General features: G+C 61.0%; 16 protein-coding genes. 10 read left to right on the top strand and 6 right to left on the bottom strand.

Annotation, left to right across the window (positions count from 1 at the left end; translation table 11 throughout):
• The first annotated feature begins 21 nt into the window (after nucleotides 1-21).
• The 7 genes from ACO59D_RS02395 to ACO59D_RS02365 all read left to right on the top strand — a co-directional run bounded on the left by ACO59D_RS02395 (nucleotide 22) and on the right by ACO59D_RS02365 (nucleotide 6,641).
• Nucleotides 22-354 (top strand): PTS sugar transporter subunit IIB, encoded by a 333-nt coding sequence (locus tag ACO59D_RS02395; protein ID WP_130812589.1) that lies wholly within the window; start codon nucleotides 22-24, stop codon nucleotides 352-354.
• A 30-nt stretch (nucleotides 355-384) separates the two neighbouring features.
• Nucleotides 385-1,746 (top strand): PTS sugar transporter subunit IIC, encoded by a 1,362-nt coding sequence (locus ACO59D_RS02390; protein ID WP_130812588.1) that lies wholly within the window; start codon nucleotides 385-387, stop codon nucleotides 1,744-1,746.
• A 162-nt stretch (nucleotides 1,747-1,908) separates the two neighbouring features.
• The gene (locus ACO59D_RS02385) at nucleotides 1,909-2,976 is read left to right on the top strand and encodes a glycosylasparaginase (protein ID WP_485125617.1); all 1,068 of its coding nucleotides are present in this window, start codon (nucleotides 1,909-1,911) and stop codon (nucleotides 2,974-2,976) included.
• A gap of 28 nt (nucleotides 2,977-3,004) precedes the next feature.
• Nucleotides 3,005-4,222 carry a M20/M25/M40 family metallo-hydrolase gene (locus ACO59D_RS02380; RefSeq protein ID WP_485125616.1) on the top strand — a complete coding sequence of 406 codons (1,218 nt, stop codon included), beginning with the start codon at nucleotides 3,005-3,007 and terminating at the stop codon, nucleotides 4,220-4,222.
• A gap of 38 nt (nucleotides 4,223-4,260) precedes the next feature.
• On the top strand, nucleotides 4,261-4,959 hold the full coding sequence (locus tag ACO59D_RS02375) for an RDD family protein (RefSeq protein ID WP_485125615.1): 699 nt from the start codon (nucleotides 4,261-4,263) through the stop codon (nucleotides 4,957-4,959).
• A 52-nt stretch (nucleotides 4,960-5,011) separates the two neighbouring features.
• Nucleotides 5,012-5,533, top strand: a complete 522-nt coding sequence (locus tag ACO59D_RS02370) for a GrdB-related putative oxidoreductase (protein WP_130812585.1) — start codon at nucleotides 5,012-5,014, stop codon at nucleotides 5,531-5,533.
• Nucleotides 5,534-5,555: 22 nt separating this feature from the next.
• The gene (locus tag ACO59D_RS02365) at nucleotides 5,556-6,641 is read left to right on the top strand and encodes a YitT family protein (protein ID WP_485125614.1); all 1,086 of its coding nucleotides are present in this window, start codon (nucleotides 5,556-5,558) and stop codon (nucleotides 6,639-6,641) included.
• A 148-nt stretch (nucleotides 6,642-6,789) separates the two neighbouring features.
• Here the strand turns inward: ACO59D_RS02365 and ACO59D_RS02360 are convergent, their stop codons facing one another.
• From ACO59D_RS02360 to sufC, 6 genes are read right to left on the bottom strand one after another with little or no spacing between them, the layout of a single operon-like run.
• Nucleotides 6,790-7,257 (bottom strand): RrF2 family transcriptional regulator, encoded by a 468-nt coding sequence (locus ACO59D_RS02360; RefSeq protein ID WP_485125613.1) that lies wholly within the window; start codon nucleotides 7,255-7,257, stop codon nucleotides 6,790-6,792.
• Between the two features lie 2 nt (nucleotides 7,258-7,259).
• A complete protein-coding gene (gene sufU / locus ACO59D_RS02355; RefSeq protein ID WP_485125612.1) occupies nucleotides 7,260-7,748 on the bottom strand; it encodes a Fe-S cluster assembly sulfur transfer protein SufU in 489 nt (162 codons plus the stop codon).
• Nucleotides 7,735-9,006, bottom strand: coding sequence for an aminotransferase class V-fold PLP-dependent enzyme (locus tag ACO59D_RS02350; protein WP_130812581.1), 1,272 nt, complete (start codon nucleotides 9,004-9,006; stop codon nucleotides 7,735-7,737). Before ACO59D_RS02350 ends, sufU begins: the two co-directional genes overlap by 14 nt.
• Before the next feature lie 8 nt (nucleotides 9,007-9,014).
• Nucleotides 9,015-10,115 (bottom strand): SufB/SufD family protein, encoded by a 1,101-nt coding sequence (locus tag ACO59D_RS02345; RefSeq protein WP_485125611.1) that lies wholly within the window; start codon nucleotides 10,113-10,115, stop codon nucleotides 9,015-9,017.
• Entirely contained in the window at nucleotides 10,115-11,530 is a 1,416-nt protein-coding gene (sufB, locus tag ACO59D_RS02340; RefSeq protein WP_485125610.1) for a Fe-S cluster assembly protein SufB, read from the bottom strand. Before sufB ends, ACO59D_RS02345 begins: the two co-directional genes overlap by 1 nt.
• Nucleotides 11,527-12,297: a Fe-S cluster assembly ATPase SufC gene (gene sufC / locus ACO59D_RS02335; RefSeq protein WP_130812578.1), complete on the bottom strand. Its 771-nt coding sequence runs from the start codon at nucleotides 12,295-12,297 to the stop codon at nucleotides 11,527-11,529. Before sufC ends, sufB begins: the two co-directional genes overlap by 4 nt.
• A 707-nt stretch (nucleotides 12,298-13,004) precedes the next feature.
• On the opposite strand from sufC, the gene ACO59D_RS02330 reads away from it, so the two are divergent.
• The 3 genes from ACO59D_RS02330 to ACO59D_RS02320 all read left to right on the top strand — a co-directional run bounded on the left by ACO59D_RS02330 (nucleotide 13,005) and on the right by ACO59D_RS02320 (nucleotide 15,716).
• On the top strand, nucleotides 13,005-13,646 hold the full coding sequence (locus ACO59D_RS02330; RefSeq protein ID WP_485125609.1) for a zinc-binding metallopeptidase family protein: 642 nt from the start codon (nucleotides 13,005-13,007) through the stop codon (nucleotides 13,644-13,646).
• A complete protein-coding gene (locus ACO59D_RS02325) occupies nucleotides 13,640-14,281 on the top strand; it encodes a zinc-binding metallopeptidase family protein (RefSeq protein ID WP_485125608.1) in 642 nt (213 codons plus the stop codon). The genes ACO59D_RS02330 and ACO59D_RS02325 overlap by 7 nt, the downstream gene beginning before the upstream one ends.
• 178 nt (nucleotides 14,282-14,459) lie before the next feature.
• The gene (locus ACO59D_RS02320) at nucleotides 14,460-15,716 is read left to right on the top strand and encodes an MFS transporter (protein WP_485125607.1); all 1,257 of its coding nucleotides are present in this window, start codon (nucleotides 14,460-14,462) and stop codon (nucleotides 15,714-15,716) included.
• The last annotated feature ends 5 nt before the right edge of the window (nucleotides 15,717-15,721 follow it).

Below are 15,721 nucleotides of genomic sequence, written 5' to 3'. Positions count from 1 at the left end.
CAAATAGAGAGGAAAAGAGAGATGGCAAGCAAGAAGATTTATCTTTTCTGCAGCGCCGGTATGTCTACGAGCATGCTCGCGCAGAACATGCAGGGGGTGGGAGATGCTCACAACCTGCCCGTCGAAGTGCGTGCGTATCCCATCGGCAAGGTGGATGAGGTCGTTGCCGAAGAGCATCCCGCATGCGTTCTGCTTGGTCCACAGGTGAGCTATCAGTACAAGGAGACCAAACAGCGCATCGAGGAAACCTACGACACCCCTGTTGGCCTCCTCGATCAGACTGCCTACGGCATGATGGACGGTGAGGCATCGCTCAAATACGCAATCAAGCTTATTAAGTCGTACAGGAAGTAGCACAAAGTATCCGAGAGAAGGAGGCACCTTGTGTTAGAGAAAATCGAAAAGGTTCTTATGCCCCTTGCCGAGGCCATCGGTAAAAACAAGTACCTCATCGCCATTCGTGACGGCTTTCTCATCTCCACTCCATTGTTGATTGCGGGATCTATTTTCCTGATTATCGGAAACCTGCCCGTTCCCGGTTTTAGCGAATGGTGCGAGAGCATCGCCATAGGCGATGACAACCTTGGGGCGTACCTATCGAAGCCCTCCGACGTGACCTTTGGTCTCATGGCTGTGTTTGCCACGTTCGGAATCGCCTATAGCTACGCATCGCAGATCAAGACCGACAAGGTATTCTCCGCTGCCGCAGCGCTTATGGCATGGTTTCTCATCATGCCCTTCACCGTATCGGGCACTGTTGACGTGAACGGGACGGCGGTTGACGCAGTTCTCTCTGGTATCCCTCTGGGCTGGGTTGGAGCGAAGGGCATCTTCGTTGGTATTTTCTGCGCTTTTGGAGCCACGGCTCTCTATGCTGGGGTCAAGAATCGCGGTTGGGTCATCAAGATGCCCGCCGGCGTTCCTCCCACGGTGACGGAGTCGTTCTCCTCGCTGATTCCCATCACGATTACGATGGCCGTATTCTTCTTTATTAATCTCATCGTCGGCATGTGCAACACCAACGTGTTCGATTTCGTGTTCAAGTTCCTTCAGACGCCGCTGCTGGGTCTGGGCGATACGCTTGGCGCCATGCTCCTCGCCTACGTTTTCCTGCACGCCTTCTGGTTCTTTGGTATTAACGGTGGTTCCGTAGTAGGTGCGGTCTACAATCCCATCCTGCAGACTCTCTCGGCTGAGAACCTTGAGTTCTTCAAGACTGGCGTGGGCCAAGGTCATATCATTTGCCAGCAGTTCCAAGACCTCTTCGCCACGTTTGGCGGCTGTGGGTCGACGCTTTCCCTTCTGATCGCGATGATTCTCTTTTGCAAGTCCTCTCGAATTAAGCAGCTCTCCCGACTTGCCCTAGTTCCTGGCATCTTCAACATCAACGAGCCCATTGTGTTCGGCCTGCCAATCGTCATGAACCCGATTATTGCGGTGCCGTTTATATTGGTGCCTTCGCTCAACATCATCATCTCGTACTTCGCCATGGCTTGGGGGGTTGTGCCCATCTGCTCGGGCGTGCAGGTTCCTTGGACTATGCCCCTTGGCATTTCCGGCGTTCTGGCAACTAACTGGGCTGGTGGAGCCTTGCAGATACTACTCTTGGCAATGGGGGTTTTCGTCTATCTGCCCTTCATCAAGGTCATCGACAATCAGTACCTGCGCGAAGAGCAGAGCGCTGTTGAGGGTGCAATATCCGACGATGACATCGACCTGGACGACCTCTCCTTCGATGACCTGTAAGCCTTGCTAGGTCTCCTTGCGGGATGTGCGTTGGAGCAATCGTAATGTCCGGTCGCGTCCTTCGGCCCGTCGTGGGGCGCGACCCTTTTACTACGGGTGCCCGGGACTTTGGACAATGCTGGAGCAGGAGATGGGCGCTGTAAGCGGCTGGGAGAGTACCTTATGTGGGGAATCATCGCAACTTGGCGTATGGCCCTTGAGGGCATTGAAAGAGCGAGTGGCGTGCTTGGGCAGGGTGGGCTCGCAGGCGATGCCGTTGAGCTCGCCATCCGTGATGTCGAGGACTTTCCGTACTATAAGTCGGTCGGTTACGGAGGCCTGCCTAACGAGGAGATGGAGGTCGAACTCGATGCGGCGTTTATGAATGGGGACACCCTTGAGTTCGGCGCTGTGGCCGCGCTCAAGAACTTTTCAAACCCCATATGTGTTGCTCGTGCGCTTTCCACAGGTGACGCAAACAACTTTCTAGTGGGTGCGGGTGCAGAGAAGTTTGCCGATCGGGCGGGCTTCGAGCGCAAGAACATGCTCACTGATCGCGCCAAGAAGCTCTATGCTCGTCGGGTTGCCGAGGAAGGGGGGCGTCTCTCTCAGGATGCCCATTGTCTGGGGGAGCCCGAAGCCATTGAGGAGAGGGCTCGCGGCGTCGTACAGGGGGCAGTATCGGACACCGTCCCGTCGCGAGTGGGCATTGACCAAGAGGGCACTAGCCCCTGCGGCCACGACACCGTGGGCGTGGTGTGCTTGGACGCCACAGGCTCCATGGCCGCTGCCACCTCAACGAGCGGGCTTTTCATGAAACGCCCCGGTCGCGTGGGCGATTCCCCCATTCCGGGGGCGGGCTTCTACGCGGATTCCGCCGTGGGGGCCGCCGCCTCAACAGGCTTGGGCGAGGACGTAATGAAGGGTTGCGTTGGTTACGAGATCGTCCGACTCATGGGTAACGGCTTGCATCCCCAGCGCGCTTGTGAGCAGGCCATAGGCATCTTTACCGAGAAGCTCAAGGCCCGTCGTGGACATGCGGGCGATATGTCCTTCGTGGCCATGGACTCTCGGGGCCGTTGGGGCGCGGCGAGCAATATTGAGGGCTTTTCCTTCGTGGTGCAGACCAAAGAAGATGCCGCTTGCGTGTACCTTGTGCATCCGCGCCAGGACGGGAGATGCACCCATGAGATAGCGAGCCAGGCCTGGCAGGATGAGTACATGCGTTCGCGCATGTCGCCTTTGGACTAGCCTTGCCATCACGGCTTTAGGAGGAGCGATGGAATCCGTTGACGACGTTGCAGCAAATCAACAGGAGCCATATGCACTCGGCCCCAACTTGGAGCGGCGTATCCTTGCGGAGGTCGACAAGGTGTCGGATGAGATGGTTGAGGCCATTCGTGCCGTCGTGCGCCAAAGGAGCGTTCGGGAGGACGCTGTACCGGGTGCGCCCTTTGGGCCCGGCGTGCATGCGGCACTCGACCAGACACTCGATCGCAGCCGATCGCTGGGCTTTTCGACAGTGGATTTGGATGGCTATATGGGCTATGCGAGCTGGAAGCCCACTTCTGGCGCGACTGGTGAGCCGGTGTTGCCAGGCTACGTGTGTGCCGTGGGCCACTTGGACGTGGTACCCGAGGGCACCTCGGGTTGGAAGGTGCCGCCATATAGCGCAGATCTCACGGCTGGGAGAATCACGGGTCGAGGCGTGCTTGACAACAAGGGCCCCATATACTCTTGCCTCTATGCGCTCTGGGCGCTGAAGCGACTGGGCCTTTCCCCACGTCGAGAAGTGCGAATCATCTTTGGCTGTAATGAGGAGACGGGCTTCAATGACCTTCGATACTACCTGAGGCACGAACCCGCGCCAGAGATGGGCTTTACGCCCGATTGCAAGTATCCAGTTGTCTATGCTGAGCGTGGGCGGCTGGGCGTGCGTCTGACGGCCTGTGCCGCCGAAACAGAGGAGGGGGAGCCGCTACAACGCCTCTTCTCTTTCATGAATGAATACGTTTTGAATGCCAAGCCGAATGGCGAGCGCTTTGGCATTGACTACTCAGACCCGGAGTTTGGCGTCACTGAGTTGAGAAACTATCGCCTGGTCTTTGAGGAAGGCATGCCTGCGGTTGAGTTCTCTGTCAGCTATCCTGCGGGCGTCACCGCCAATCAACTTGAAGAGCGATTGGGTGCCGTGGCCAGAAGGCAGGGGTTTGACTTCCAAGTGATGGGAAACTATGACCCGGTATGCTTTGAGAAGGACTGCCGTTTGGTACGCACGCTCACTCTCGCTTACGAGCGGGTTACCGGACTGGATGGTTCCCCTGTAACGACCACGGGGGGCACATACGCCAAATTCATGCCCAATGTCGTGCCCTTCGGGCCGTCATTTCCCGGCCAAAAGGGGATTGGGCACCAACCAAACGAATGGATGGACGTAGCGGACATCATCACGAATGCAAAGATTTACGCACTAAGTCTCTACCTGCTGTCTCAATAGGGGCTGGCCGCGGGACGAAACGTGGGATGGGAAAGCCAATGAGCTCGGAGAGGCGTGGAAAGAAGAAAAAGTGCTCTACGACGGGCCAGCGCAAGCTTGGGCCTAACATCACGATTGCGGAGTTTGCGGGGGCGCAGGACGCGCGGGAGGATAGCCCTGCCCCGGTGTCTCGAAGGTTTCTTGCATATCTAATCGACTGGTATCTCGGCTCGCTCTGTGCTGCGCTGCCCATCAGCATCATTGCGCAGCGGGTAATGGGTGATATGGCAAACCAACGCCTTGTCGACTTCCCAGCTCCATGGGGTATGGTCGCAGGTGCCTTGGCCCTGCTCTTCTCCTGCCTCTATTACCTAGCGATTCCGATGCTGGTTTGGCGGGGCCAGACGCCCGGCAAGCGTCTCTGTCGGATTCGCATCGAAATGGTTGACGGCTCTCCTGTGGATTTGTGGCACCTAGTGCTGCGCGAGGTCGTTGGCGTTTTTCTGCTGTCCGGCGTTATCGCCAATGCGAGCTCTGTCTGGCATCAAATGGCTACAATCGCCCTGCAAGTGAACTTGGTCCACCCTCTTATGTATGGCGGATTCGCCCTTACAGCGGTGAGCTGTGCGCTTATCCTTTGCCGTCACGACCATCGCTGCGTCCACGATTTCATTGGTGGAACTGAGGTCAGGCTCGTTGCGCATACGGAGAAAGTGCCAGCCCCCAACGTGGGGGAGCGGGATATGAGGGCTAGTTAGCTCCAAATAAACTTGGGCTTTGCTGCATAAGGAGCAAAGAAGGGGAGCAATCATGAAAATCGTTATGTTTTACGATCAAATCCAGTCTGGTCTGGGAGCTAAGGATGACCGCGATCTGCCCCTTGGCATCCTCAAGGAGCCAGTTGGACCGGCTGTCATGATGGAGGGCCCGCTCCACCAGGTGGATGGTCGAGTAGTGGCAACGCTCTGCTGCGGGTGGGGCACGTATGAGGCAGACCCGGATGAAGTTGCTCGAAAGCTTGTAGCGATGTGCCACAAGATTAATCCCGACGTTGTCATGTGCGGTCCCGCCTTCGACTATGCTGAGTATGCCGAGATGGCGGGTCGTGTGGCAGCCGATCTTGAAGCTGCTGGGAAGGTGCATGCCCTTGCCGCCATGAGCGAGGAGAATAAGGAGACCATCGCTCGCTATCGTGACAAGGTGACCATTGTGAGGACACCTAAGAAGGGGGGCATGGGACTCAATCAAGCTCTCAAGAACATGTGTCTCGTAGCGCAAGGTCTGACGTGCGGGAATGACATTTCGTCACTCAGACGAGAGGCATGCTTCTAAGGGCTTTGACAAGGAGTGTTCCATGTTAAAGGAACTTCGTGAAAGAGCTGTAGCACAGTGCAGGATTTCAAGCACAAACGCTGTGCTACGGGCACGCGAGGAGCGTTTGGCAAAACAGGCCGCAGTGTTGGGTCAGCTTAAGGCCATGGAGGGCAACCCTGCCTCCGGGCAGGGTTGCCAGACGCCCCCAGTTGTCTTTCCGGAGATCAAGTTTGACCTCAAAATGGAGATAGAGCGTCTGCGAAACCTTCGAAGGTATACGGCCGCTCGGCGGTGCAAGACGCTTGCTTCAGTGGTACTTTCGGCATTAATCCAATCATATACGATACAGGCTTTTGTGAACCCGGCAAATCTGTTGTCGAGCGGCTTTACGGGCGTGGCCATTCTCATAGACCGAGTTGCCGCTCTCTTCGGGCTTACTTTTCCTACCTTCGCTGGAATGGTGGTGCTGAACATTCCTGTTGCGCTGCTCAGCTGGAAGAGCATCTCCCGACGCTTTGTAGTGTTTTCGATGGCTCAGGTTTGCTTGGCTTCGCTCTTCCTGCGCCTGTTCACTTTCCGACCCATCTTGGATAACCTGATGCTGCAGGTGGTTTTTGGGGGATTCCTCTACGGTCTCTCTATTGCCGTGGCACTTCGCGGTGGTGCGAGCACTGCGGGCACAGACTTCATTTCACTCATGGTGTCCAATAAAACGGGCAGGTCAATCTGGGGGTTCGTATTCACAGGGAATTGTGCGGTACTCGTAATATTCGGTGCCATGTTTGGTTGGGAGCCAGCGGCCTACTCGATCATTTTTCAGTTCATCTCAACTAAGACGATTGAGACGTTTTACCATCGTTACGATCGCGTGACCCTTCAAATCATCACACAACGCCCAAAGCCGGTTCTTGAGGCTTACAACAAAGCACACAAGCATGGCTCCTCGGTGATGGAGGTCATGGGTGGACGAAGCAAGCAGCGCTACTGGCTCATCAATACTGTTGTGTCGTCCTATGAGGTTGATGATGTAATGCAGCTTGTCCGACTGTACGATGGCGGCGCAGTGGTCAATGTTTTTCGCACGGAGAGCTTCTTCGGGAACTTCTACCGTGCGCCAATTGAATAGAAACTGCCACGAAAACAGGCTCGTTCGTACCATCCGTAATTGCACGTAAGATAGCAGAAGACCCCTGTCAGTGGTATGCCCTTCGGTCTGTGACGCACGCAGGGGTTGATGTGGGTTGTGGGGGGCGTTGTGGTGTCACGGCACATCGCTATTCGCTTGTCTCGTCATCCGGGTTGCGGCCGAGGCGAGCAGCGCCCTCGTCCCCCTCGTCGGGCTCGAGGAGGTCGGCCAAGGTCTTGCTGTCAAGGTAGGCCGAGGTGACGCGACCGAGGTCACGCCAGACGCCCACGGTGGTGCAGGTGTCCATCTGCGAGCAGAACGTGTCGTTGGTGCACTGCAGGCATGCCACCGGCGCGAGCGATCCCTCAGCTGCACGCAGGAGCTCTCCCAGCGTGTATTCCTCAGGCTTGCGCGTGAGGCGGTATCCGCCGCCCTTGCCGCGCTGGCTCTCCACGTAGCCCGCCTTGTGCATGAGGGAGATGACCTGCTCAAGGTACTTGCGCGAGATGTTCTGCCGCTTCGAGACGTCACCCAGGGAAACCCACCCCTCGTGGGATGCGAGATCGGCCATCGCGCGCAGGGCGTACATACCCTTTGTCGAGAACATCCCGGCCATGGCTAGGCTCCCTTCTCGTCCTTGTCGGTGGCGTCGGTCGCCGGTGCGGCTTCGGCGTCCTTGCGGCCCTCAAGCATCTCCTTGAGCGTGCGCCAGGCAAGCTCGGCGCACTTCACGCGCGCGGGCATGTGCGAGATGTCCTTGAGCATCCCGGCGTCCTCGAGTGGGGCAAGCTCGACCTCGTCGGTGACCTCACCGCGCACCATGCGCTCGAAGAGGTCGCAAAGTCGAATGGCCTCCTCGGGGGTCCGTCCCACCATGAGGTCGCTCATGATGTCGGCCGAGGCCTGGCTGATGGCACAGCCGTGGCCTGTGAACGCGGCCTCCTCGATGGTTCCGTTGCCCGCCAGACGCACTGAGAACCTGAGTTCGTCTCCGCAGGAGGGGTTCACGCCCTCGTGTGTGCAGGTGGGGTCCTCCATCTGGTACTTGTAGTCGGGATGGGCCACATGGTCCATGAATTCGGCGTTGTAGAGACTAGTCACGTCCATGGAAGACCTCCCAGACCCTCCCCAGTCCGTCGACAAGCGCGTCGACATCGGACTTGTCGTTGTAGAAGGCAATGCTCGCACGGCAGGTGGCACCATTCTCCACGCCCAGGTAGGCGAGAAGCGGCTGTGCACAATGGTGGCCGGCACGTATGCAGACGTTGCCCATGTCGAGAATCGACGCCACGTCGTGCGGGTGAATGCCGCGCACGTTGAAGGCGACGGAGCCCACATGGCGCTCTCCCTCGGCGGGACCAATAACGTCCACGTAGGGGAGGGCAGCAAGTGATTCCGTGAGGTAGCGGGCGAGAAGACGCTCGCGTGCCTCGAGGGCGTCAAAGCCCTTCTCGTTGAGGTAGTCCAGGTCAGCCCCAAAGGCATATGCGCCAGCGGCGTCCTGCGTGCCGGCCTCGAACTTCTGCGGGACGGGCGCCCAGACGGCATCCGTCTCGGTCACGGAGTCGATCATCTCTCCGCCGGTCAGGAAGGGTGGCATGGCATCGAGCACCTCAGAGGTGCCCCAAAGGACGCCTATCCCCATGGGGCCACCCATCTTGTGCGCCGAGAAGGCGAGAAGGTCGCAGCCAAGCTCGCGCACGTTGACGCGCACGTGCGGCACGGACTGCGCGCCATCGGCCACCATGTAGGCACCCATCTCGTGGGCACGCCTCGCAATCATGGGGATGTCGTTCTCAACGCCCAGGACGTTTGAGACCTGCGTTACCGAGACGATCTTGGCATGCGGGCCAACCTTGGCGGCAACCTCCTCGGGCGTGATGCGGTAGTTCTCATCCATGCGCAGGTAGACCAGGTTGGCACCGGTCTCGCGACAGACTCGCTGCCAGGGGATCAGGTTCGAGTGGTGCTCCATGATGGAGATGACCACGTCGTCTCCGGGCTTGAGCACCTGGCGGCCAAGCGCATGTGCCACGAGGTTCAAGGACTCGCTGGTATTCCTTGTGAAGACGACCTGGTTGCCACAGGGCTTGCCGCTCTCGTCAACCGCACCCAAAAATGCGGCAACCTTGCCGCGCGTCTGGGCGATGGCCTCGGTGGCTTCAACGGAGAGCCTGTAGAGGCCACGGAGCGGGTTGGCGTTCATGGTCTCGTAGAAGCGGCGCTGCGCGTCGAGGACCGCGGCAGGGCGCTGCGCAGTGGCGGCGCTGTCGAGAAAGGCCAGGCCCGGGTTAGTGGCAAGCAGCGGGAAGTCTGCCTTGTAAGGGCTCTGCTCGATGGATGCGAGCTCGTCTTGCGTAAGCATCGGCGACCTCACTCCCCCTCGTCTGCGGCGAGCTGGGCGCTCTCGTCGAAGTCGTGCGCAACCTCTGTGCCCAACACGCGTTCGGCCTGGCGTACCGCGACGTCGTGGGCGTGCTTCTCGGGTGCGTTGATGATGGCATCCTCGAAGAGGGCGCGCACGAAGAGGTCCTCTGCGTCCTTGCGGGAAAGGCCACGGTCGGCAAGGTAGTCCATCTGCTCGGGGCCAACGGTGCCGATGGTGGCGCCGTGGTTGCCCTGGACGTCGTCCTCGTCGCAGAGGATGACGGGGAGGGTCTTGTTAACCACGTCATCGCCGAAGACCAGCACGCTTTCGGCCTCGTCACCCTTTGAGCCGCGCGCGCCGTGGACGAGGTCGATGGTGGCGCGCAGGGCCTTCTCGGCTGCGTCGTCCAGGATGCCGTGCTCGCGCACGTGGGCAATGGTGTCCTTGCCACGCTGGCGCACCACGTGGTTCACGTCCAGATGGTCCTTGCCGTTGGCAAAGTAGCGCAGGGAGACGTTCGTGCGGGCACGGTCCCCGGAGAGGGACACGGCCGTGCCAAACGTCACGGTGCCGCCGCCCAGCGCGTATTGGCGAACCTCGATGTGGGCGTCGTCATCGGCGTCCACGCCTACGCTCTCGAGGTGCTGCTGAGAGGAACCGATGCCCACAACCTCGGTGATTGTGACGTGCGTGCCCTCCTCCGCAATCACGCGCAGAAGCGATGCCGAGGTTGCAGCTGCCGCATCGGTGCCGCCAGCGGCCACCACGATAGAGACCGTGGCACCGGCACGCACCATGACGCCCGTGTCGGCGACCTCGCCCTTGTCGGTGTCGATGGTCACCACTATTGGCTCGGTACGCACGGTGTGCGCGGGAACCTCGACGTAACGAGCGTCGGCGGCTTGCGAGATGACCCAGTCGGTGACCTTCTCGCCCATGCCGCACTCCAGCTGCGAGAAGAGCTTGGGAAGCGCAAAGTACACGTCGCCCTCGCGCGAGAGCTTGGGCACTGTGAGCGTGATGCCATTGGCGCGCAGGCGGTTCCACGTCTGAGCGGGGGGCTCGTTCACGCGGTCGAGCACGACGGTGGTGTTCTCGTCTGCCATCAGCCAATCGCCCCTTCCATCTCGAGTTTGATGAGGTTGTTCATCTCGACGGCATACTCCATGGGGAGTTCCTTCGAGACCGGGTTTGCAAAGCCGTTGACCACGAGCGTGCGGGCCTCCTGCTCGGAGCAGCCGCGGCTCATGAGGTAGAGGATCGTGTCGTCGGAGATGCGACCGATGGTGGCCTCGTGGCCCACGGACGCGGTTGGGTTGCGCACGTCCATCGCGGGGATGGTGTCGGAGCGGCTGATGTTGTCGAGCATCAGCGACTGGCAGCTCACGGTGCACCGCGCGTTGTCCGCATGGCGACCCACGACGACCGAGCTTCTGAAGGTGTTGATGCCACCGTCCTTGGAGATGGACTTGGTGCTCACCGATGCCGTGGTGTCACGGCCGTTGAGAATGACCTTGCAGCCGGTGTCGAGGTCCTGCGTGGCGCCGGCGAAGGTGATGCCCGTGAACTCGCAGCTCGAGCGGTCGCCTGCGAGGATCGTGGTGGGGTAGAGGTAGGAGACGTGGCTGCCGAAGCTGCCCGAGACCCACTCCATCTTGGAGTCTGCGCCCACGGTGGCGCGCTTGGTGTTGAGGTTGTACATGTTCTTGGACCAGTTCTCGATCGTGGAGTAGCGCAGGCGTGCGCCGTCCTTCACGAAGAGCTCCACGGCGCCGGCATGGAGGTTTGCCGCGTAGTACTTGGGTGCCGAGCAACCCTCGATGAAGTGCAGGCTGGCACCGGGCTCGACGACGATGAGCGTGTGCTCGAACTGGCCTGCGCCCTGGGCGTTCAGGCGGAAGTAGCTCTGCAGCGGGTAGTCAAGCGAGACGCCCTCGGGCACGTAGACAAAGGAGCCGCCGGACCACACGGCGTAGTGGAGTGCCGCAAACTTGTGGTCGGTCATGGGGATGAGGGTGCCAAAGTACTGGTGCACCACGGGCTCCCAGGTGGGGTCGTGGAGCGCGTCCTCGATCGTGGTGTAGACCACGCCCCGCTTGGCGACCTCCTCGCGCATGTTGTGGTAGACGATCTCGGAGTCGTACTGGGCGCCCACGCCGGCGAGCGACTCGCGCTCCGCCTCGGGGATGCCCAGGCGCTCGAAGGTGTCCTTGATGTCTGCCGGCACGTCGTCCCAGCTCGAGACCTGCTTGGTCTTGGGCGAGACGTATGTCGAGATGTGGTCGAGGTCAAGCCCTGCAATCGAGGGGCCCCAGTTGGTGGCCATGGGACGGTTGTGGTACTCGTCAAGCGCCTTCAGACGCAGGTCAAGCATCCACTGGGGCTCGTCCTTCTTGGCCGAGATCGCACGTACGATGTCCGGCGTGAGGCCGTCGGCATAGCGCTCGTATCCCTCCTCGGACTTGGTGAAGTCGTAGAGGGAGCGGTCGACGTCTTCGACCTGCGTTCTCTCCCTCGTCACCTTGCATCACCCTCGTCCTGGGGCTGGCGCTCGAAGCGCTCGAAGCCATTCTTGTCGATGTCGTCGATGAGGCTTGCGGAACCCTCGGCCACGAGGCCGCCCTTGACCATCACGTGCGTGCGGTCAACGGAGAGGCGCTCAAGGATCCGCGTGTTGTGCGTGATCATGATGAGCGCGCCGCCCACGGTCTCGCGATAGCGCTGGATGCCGCGGGAGACCGTGGTCAGGGCATCGACGTCGAGGCCCGAGTCCGTCTCGTCCAGGATGGCGAGCTTGGGCTGGAGGAGAAGGAGCTGGAGCATCTCGATCTTCTTCTTCTCGCCGCCCGAGAAGCCCACGTTGAGCTCGCGCATGAGGAAGCTCTGGTCGAGGTCGAGCCCGTCGGCGATGGCGCCCACGCGACGGCGGAACTCGCGCGCGGTGCACTTGAGCTCGGGGCGCATCTGCGAGATGGAGCGCAGGAAGCTGTAGAGGGGCACGCCGGGGACCTCGACGGGGGCCTGGTAGGACAGGAAGATGCCGGCGAGCGAGCGCTTGTCGGGCGAGAGGTCGGTGATGTCCTGGCCGTCGAAGGAGATGGTGCCGGAGGTGACCTTATAGGTGGGGTCGCCCATGATGACATGCCCGAGCGTTGACTTGCCGGCGCCGTTGGGGCCCATGAGGACGTGGGTCTCGCCTGCGCCAACCTTGAGATCGACGTTGTGGAGGATGGGTTTGTCCTCCGTGCCTGCGGAGATGCCGCTCACGTCGAGAAGCGTGTCTGCCATGTTGTTCTCCTAGCTCGAATGCGCAGGCGGCCGGGGGGCTGCCGGCGCAGGTTTTCCTCTCCGCGCTCGTGCCGGCGGGCCGGCGCACGCGATTTTGGTCATGGGGACGGTGCTCTGGGCGAGCTGGTTGCAGAGAAATCCCCGACGACCTACTCGCAGAGTACCCCTCACGACCTAATTCATACTAGTTTGTAGGAAATAGAAGGCAAGTGCGATGGGGGAGTTTTCTCGGCGGTTTCACAAATTCCTATTGTGCAGGGGGCATTTTAGGTGAGAGGGGCGTAGGAAGTCGCCCTCCGGCGATCGGCGCTGCGGCACGAATCCGGTGTCGCAGCGCGCTTCTGCTGGTCTCTCTCGTGATTTCTCGACGTTTAAGAATTTCGCGGACGTTTAGCCACCCCTAACCGTCGAAACTTTACGTGACCATTTTTATCTCGTGAATTCTCGACGGTTAGGGGTGGCTAAACGGCGAAATCGTACGTCAAAGCCCCTCAGCTGCCAGGAAGCCCCGCGCCCGCCTTCGTCGTCTGCCCCGTTGCGCTAGGGTAGTCACCCGGGAAGGGGGCCGCACGGCTGCGGCAGCCGTGCGCCCACCGTATAACGCAAGGGGAGAGGCCCTACCGCATGGGATGCAGGGCGACAAGTGGCGTGCTTGAGAGACTTGTGAGGTACTGCGAGGTTCCCCCGCATCAGACCCGCGCACCGCGATGACGGTGCCCTCGACCTCGGCTCAGTTCGACATGGCGCACGTCGTTGCCGCTGACCTGCGCGCCGTTGGCGCCCAAGATGTCACGCTCGACGAGCACGCCTACGTCACGGCCCACTGGCCTGCAAGCGCCGGTGCCGAGAAGTGCTCCACGCTTGCGTTCTGCTGCCACCTCGACACCGCCTGGCAGACCTATGGCAGCCCTGCGCACCCGCAGGTCAAGCGCTACGAGGGTGGTCGCCTGGTTCTGGGGCGCGGCCGCGACGGCGCGGAGGTCATGCTCGACCCCGCCTCAAACCCGGAGCTCGTGGACCTTGTCGGTGAGGACCTCGTGACCTCGGACGGCACATCGCTTCTCGGCGGAGACGACAAGGCCGCCGTGGCCATGGTCGTCTCGCTTCTTGCGCGCCTTGCCGAGAACCCCTCCATCCCACACCCAGCGCTCGGCCTTGCGTTTGTCCCGGACGAGGAGATTGGCCACGGTGCAGCACTGCTCGACCTCGACGCACTGGGTGCCGCCTACGGTTACACCATCGACGCCGGCCCGCTTGGCGAGTTCTGCTGCGAGATGTTCAACGCCGCCGAGGCAGTAATCCGGGCAAACGGGCGCTCTGTCCACACCGGCACTGCGAAGGGATGGTGAACGCCTCCGAAGCGCTGCTCCGCGTGCATCAGCTCATTCCGCCCCAAGACCGGCCGGAGTTCACGCAGGGCCGCGAGGGCTTCTTCTACCTGGAGCGCATTGAGGGCAACTGCAAGGACGCCCGCGCGGATTACATCATTCGCGACCACGACCGCATCCGCTTCGAGGCGAGAAAGGACCTGCTCCGCTCGTCCGTGGTGCAGGTGGACGAGGAGTACGCGCTGCGTCCGTCCGTAGAAAGCGGCCAGCCGGTTCTCACCATCGACATCCGCGACCAGTACCGCAACATGGCCGAGGTCATCACTCGTCCCGAGAATGCGCACCTCATCGAGTCCGCGCAGCGGGCATATGCTGCGTGTGGCGTCACCATGCGAGCAGTCCCCATGCGCGGCGGCACCGACGGGGCGCAGCTCTCCTTTCGCGGCCTGCCGTGCGCGAACCTCTCGGCCTGCTGCCATAACGCGCATAGCGTGACCGAGTTGTTCCGGTCCGCGAGCTGGAGGCCATGGTCGACGTACTACGGGCGCTCGTGGGCATCTACGCGGAGAGCCGAACCCGTAAGGAGAGCCGAACCCGTAAGAGAAGGGTTTGGCTATCTATCTTCAATTAGACGAGGCATGTCTCTGGGCCCATGAGCGAAGGCAACAGCCTTGCGCGGTCGCCCGCGTGCGTGTAACATCTCGTGCGAACGTTGGTGAACCAAGGAGGCATTCATGGCAGGAGTCGCAGGAGGAGAGCTCGCTAAGTAGCGATGCGTCACCCGCCCGTCGCTGGGCAACGTCCTTCTCGCCGCCAAATTCCTGGAGAATCGCCATGCCTTTGTTCTCTCGCCCTGCTCGGCGCGCTCTTTTCACGCCCACGGCCCGCCTCGTCCTTGCAAACTTCCTGCTCGTCGTGTGCTTCACGGCTACGTACTTTGTGGGGGTAATCGGCTGTGCCACCTACGAGCTTGGGGCCGACGCCCTTGCGGTCTCGGCCCTGGTCGTGCTGATCAACGTCACGCTTGTGATAGGCGGCGCACTTGCGGGCGTTGTCACAGACCGCATGGGGCCTCGCCTCACGCTGACGGCATCGCTCGCAGGCATGGCACTCATCGGCGTTTTTGCCCTGCTCATGCCATTGAGCTATCCCACGCTCGCTGCCGTTTCGATGCTCGAGGGCCTGGCCGACGGCTTTTGCAGCACGGCGGTGAGCGCCTACCCACGCTTCCTCACCAGTCGCCCACGCGAGCTCAAGCGCATGAACAGCCTGTGTGGCACAGCGGTCTCGGTTGCCGTTATTGCCGGGCCACTCATTGGCGGTGCCGCCACCGTGGTTGCTACGAACCAAGCGAGCTTTGCCACGATTCCGGTGGCGGCGCTGCTCGCCGCCGCGCTTGCCTGGGTGACGCCGGAGGAGCCTGAGGCCAGGGGCAAGCAGCGCGCAGGCAACGCGGCTGGCGAGAAGGCCGCAGCGCGCGAGGGCTTCTGGCACCAGCTCGTCGAGGGCTTTCGCGTGACCTTCTCGCATGATACCCTGCGCACGCTGTTCCTCCTCTACTTCCTGGGGTTCTTTGCATACGGAGCCTTCGACTCGCTTGAGTCGCTCTTCTACCGTGACGTGCTGCAGGTGACAGGCGATTGGATGGGGTGGCTCTCGGCCTGCGCGGGGGTTGGTGCTACGGCAGGATCGCTTCTGGTGCTGCGCGTCTCGACGAAGCGCCTCACGCTGGGGACCATCGCCGCGTTGCTCCTGGTGACGGGTGTGGGCTCCATGATCTATGTGGGAACGGCCAACGTTGCCATTGCCGTTGTGGGACAGCTTGTGACCGGCCTGGGCTTTGGCGCCATGCGCCCTGTGAAAGACACGGTTCTGCAGCACAGCTGCGACATCTCGTGCGTAGGCCGCGTGACTGCCGTCATGAACGTGGGCACCAACAGCGCGGGCACCCTGCCTCTGCTCGTGGCTCCGCTGGTGGCAGATGTGCTTGGGGTGCAGGGTACGCTCTTTGCGGCGTCGGTTATTGTTGCGCTGCTGGCGCTCGTGTTCTTCCTGCTCACGCGGCGAGGCGGAGAAGGCCCAAGGCACTAACGTAG

The organism is Tractidigestivibacter sp. (assembly GCF_057241865.1).
The sequence above is the reverse complement of the archived record's forward strand: the minus strand, read 5'-3'. Positions and strand labels throughout refer to the sequence as shown.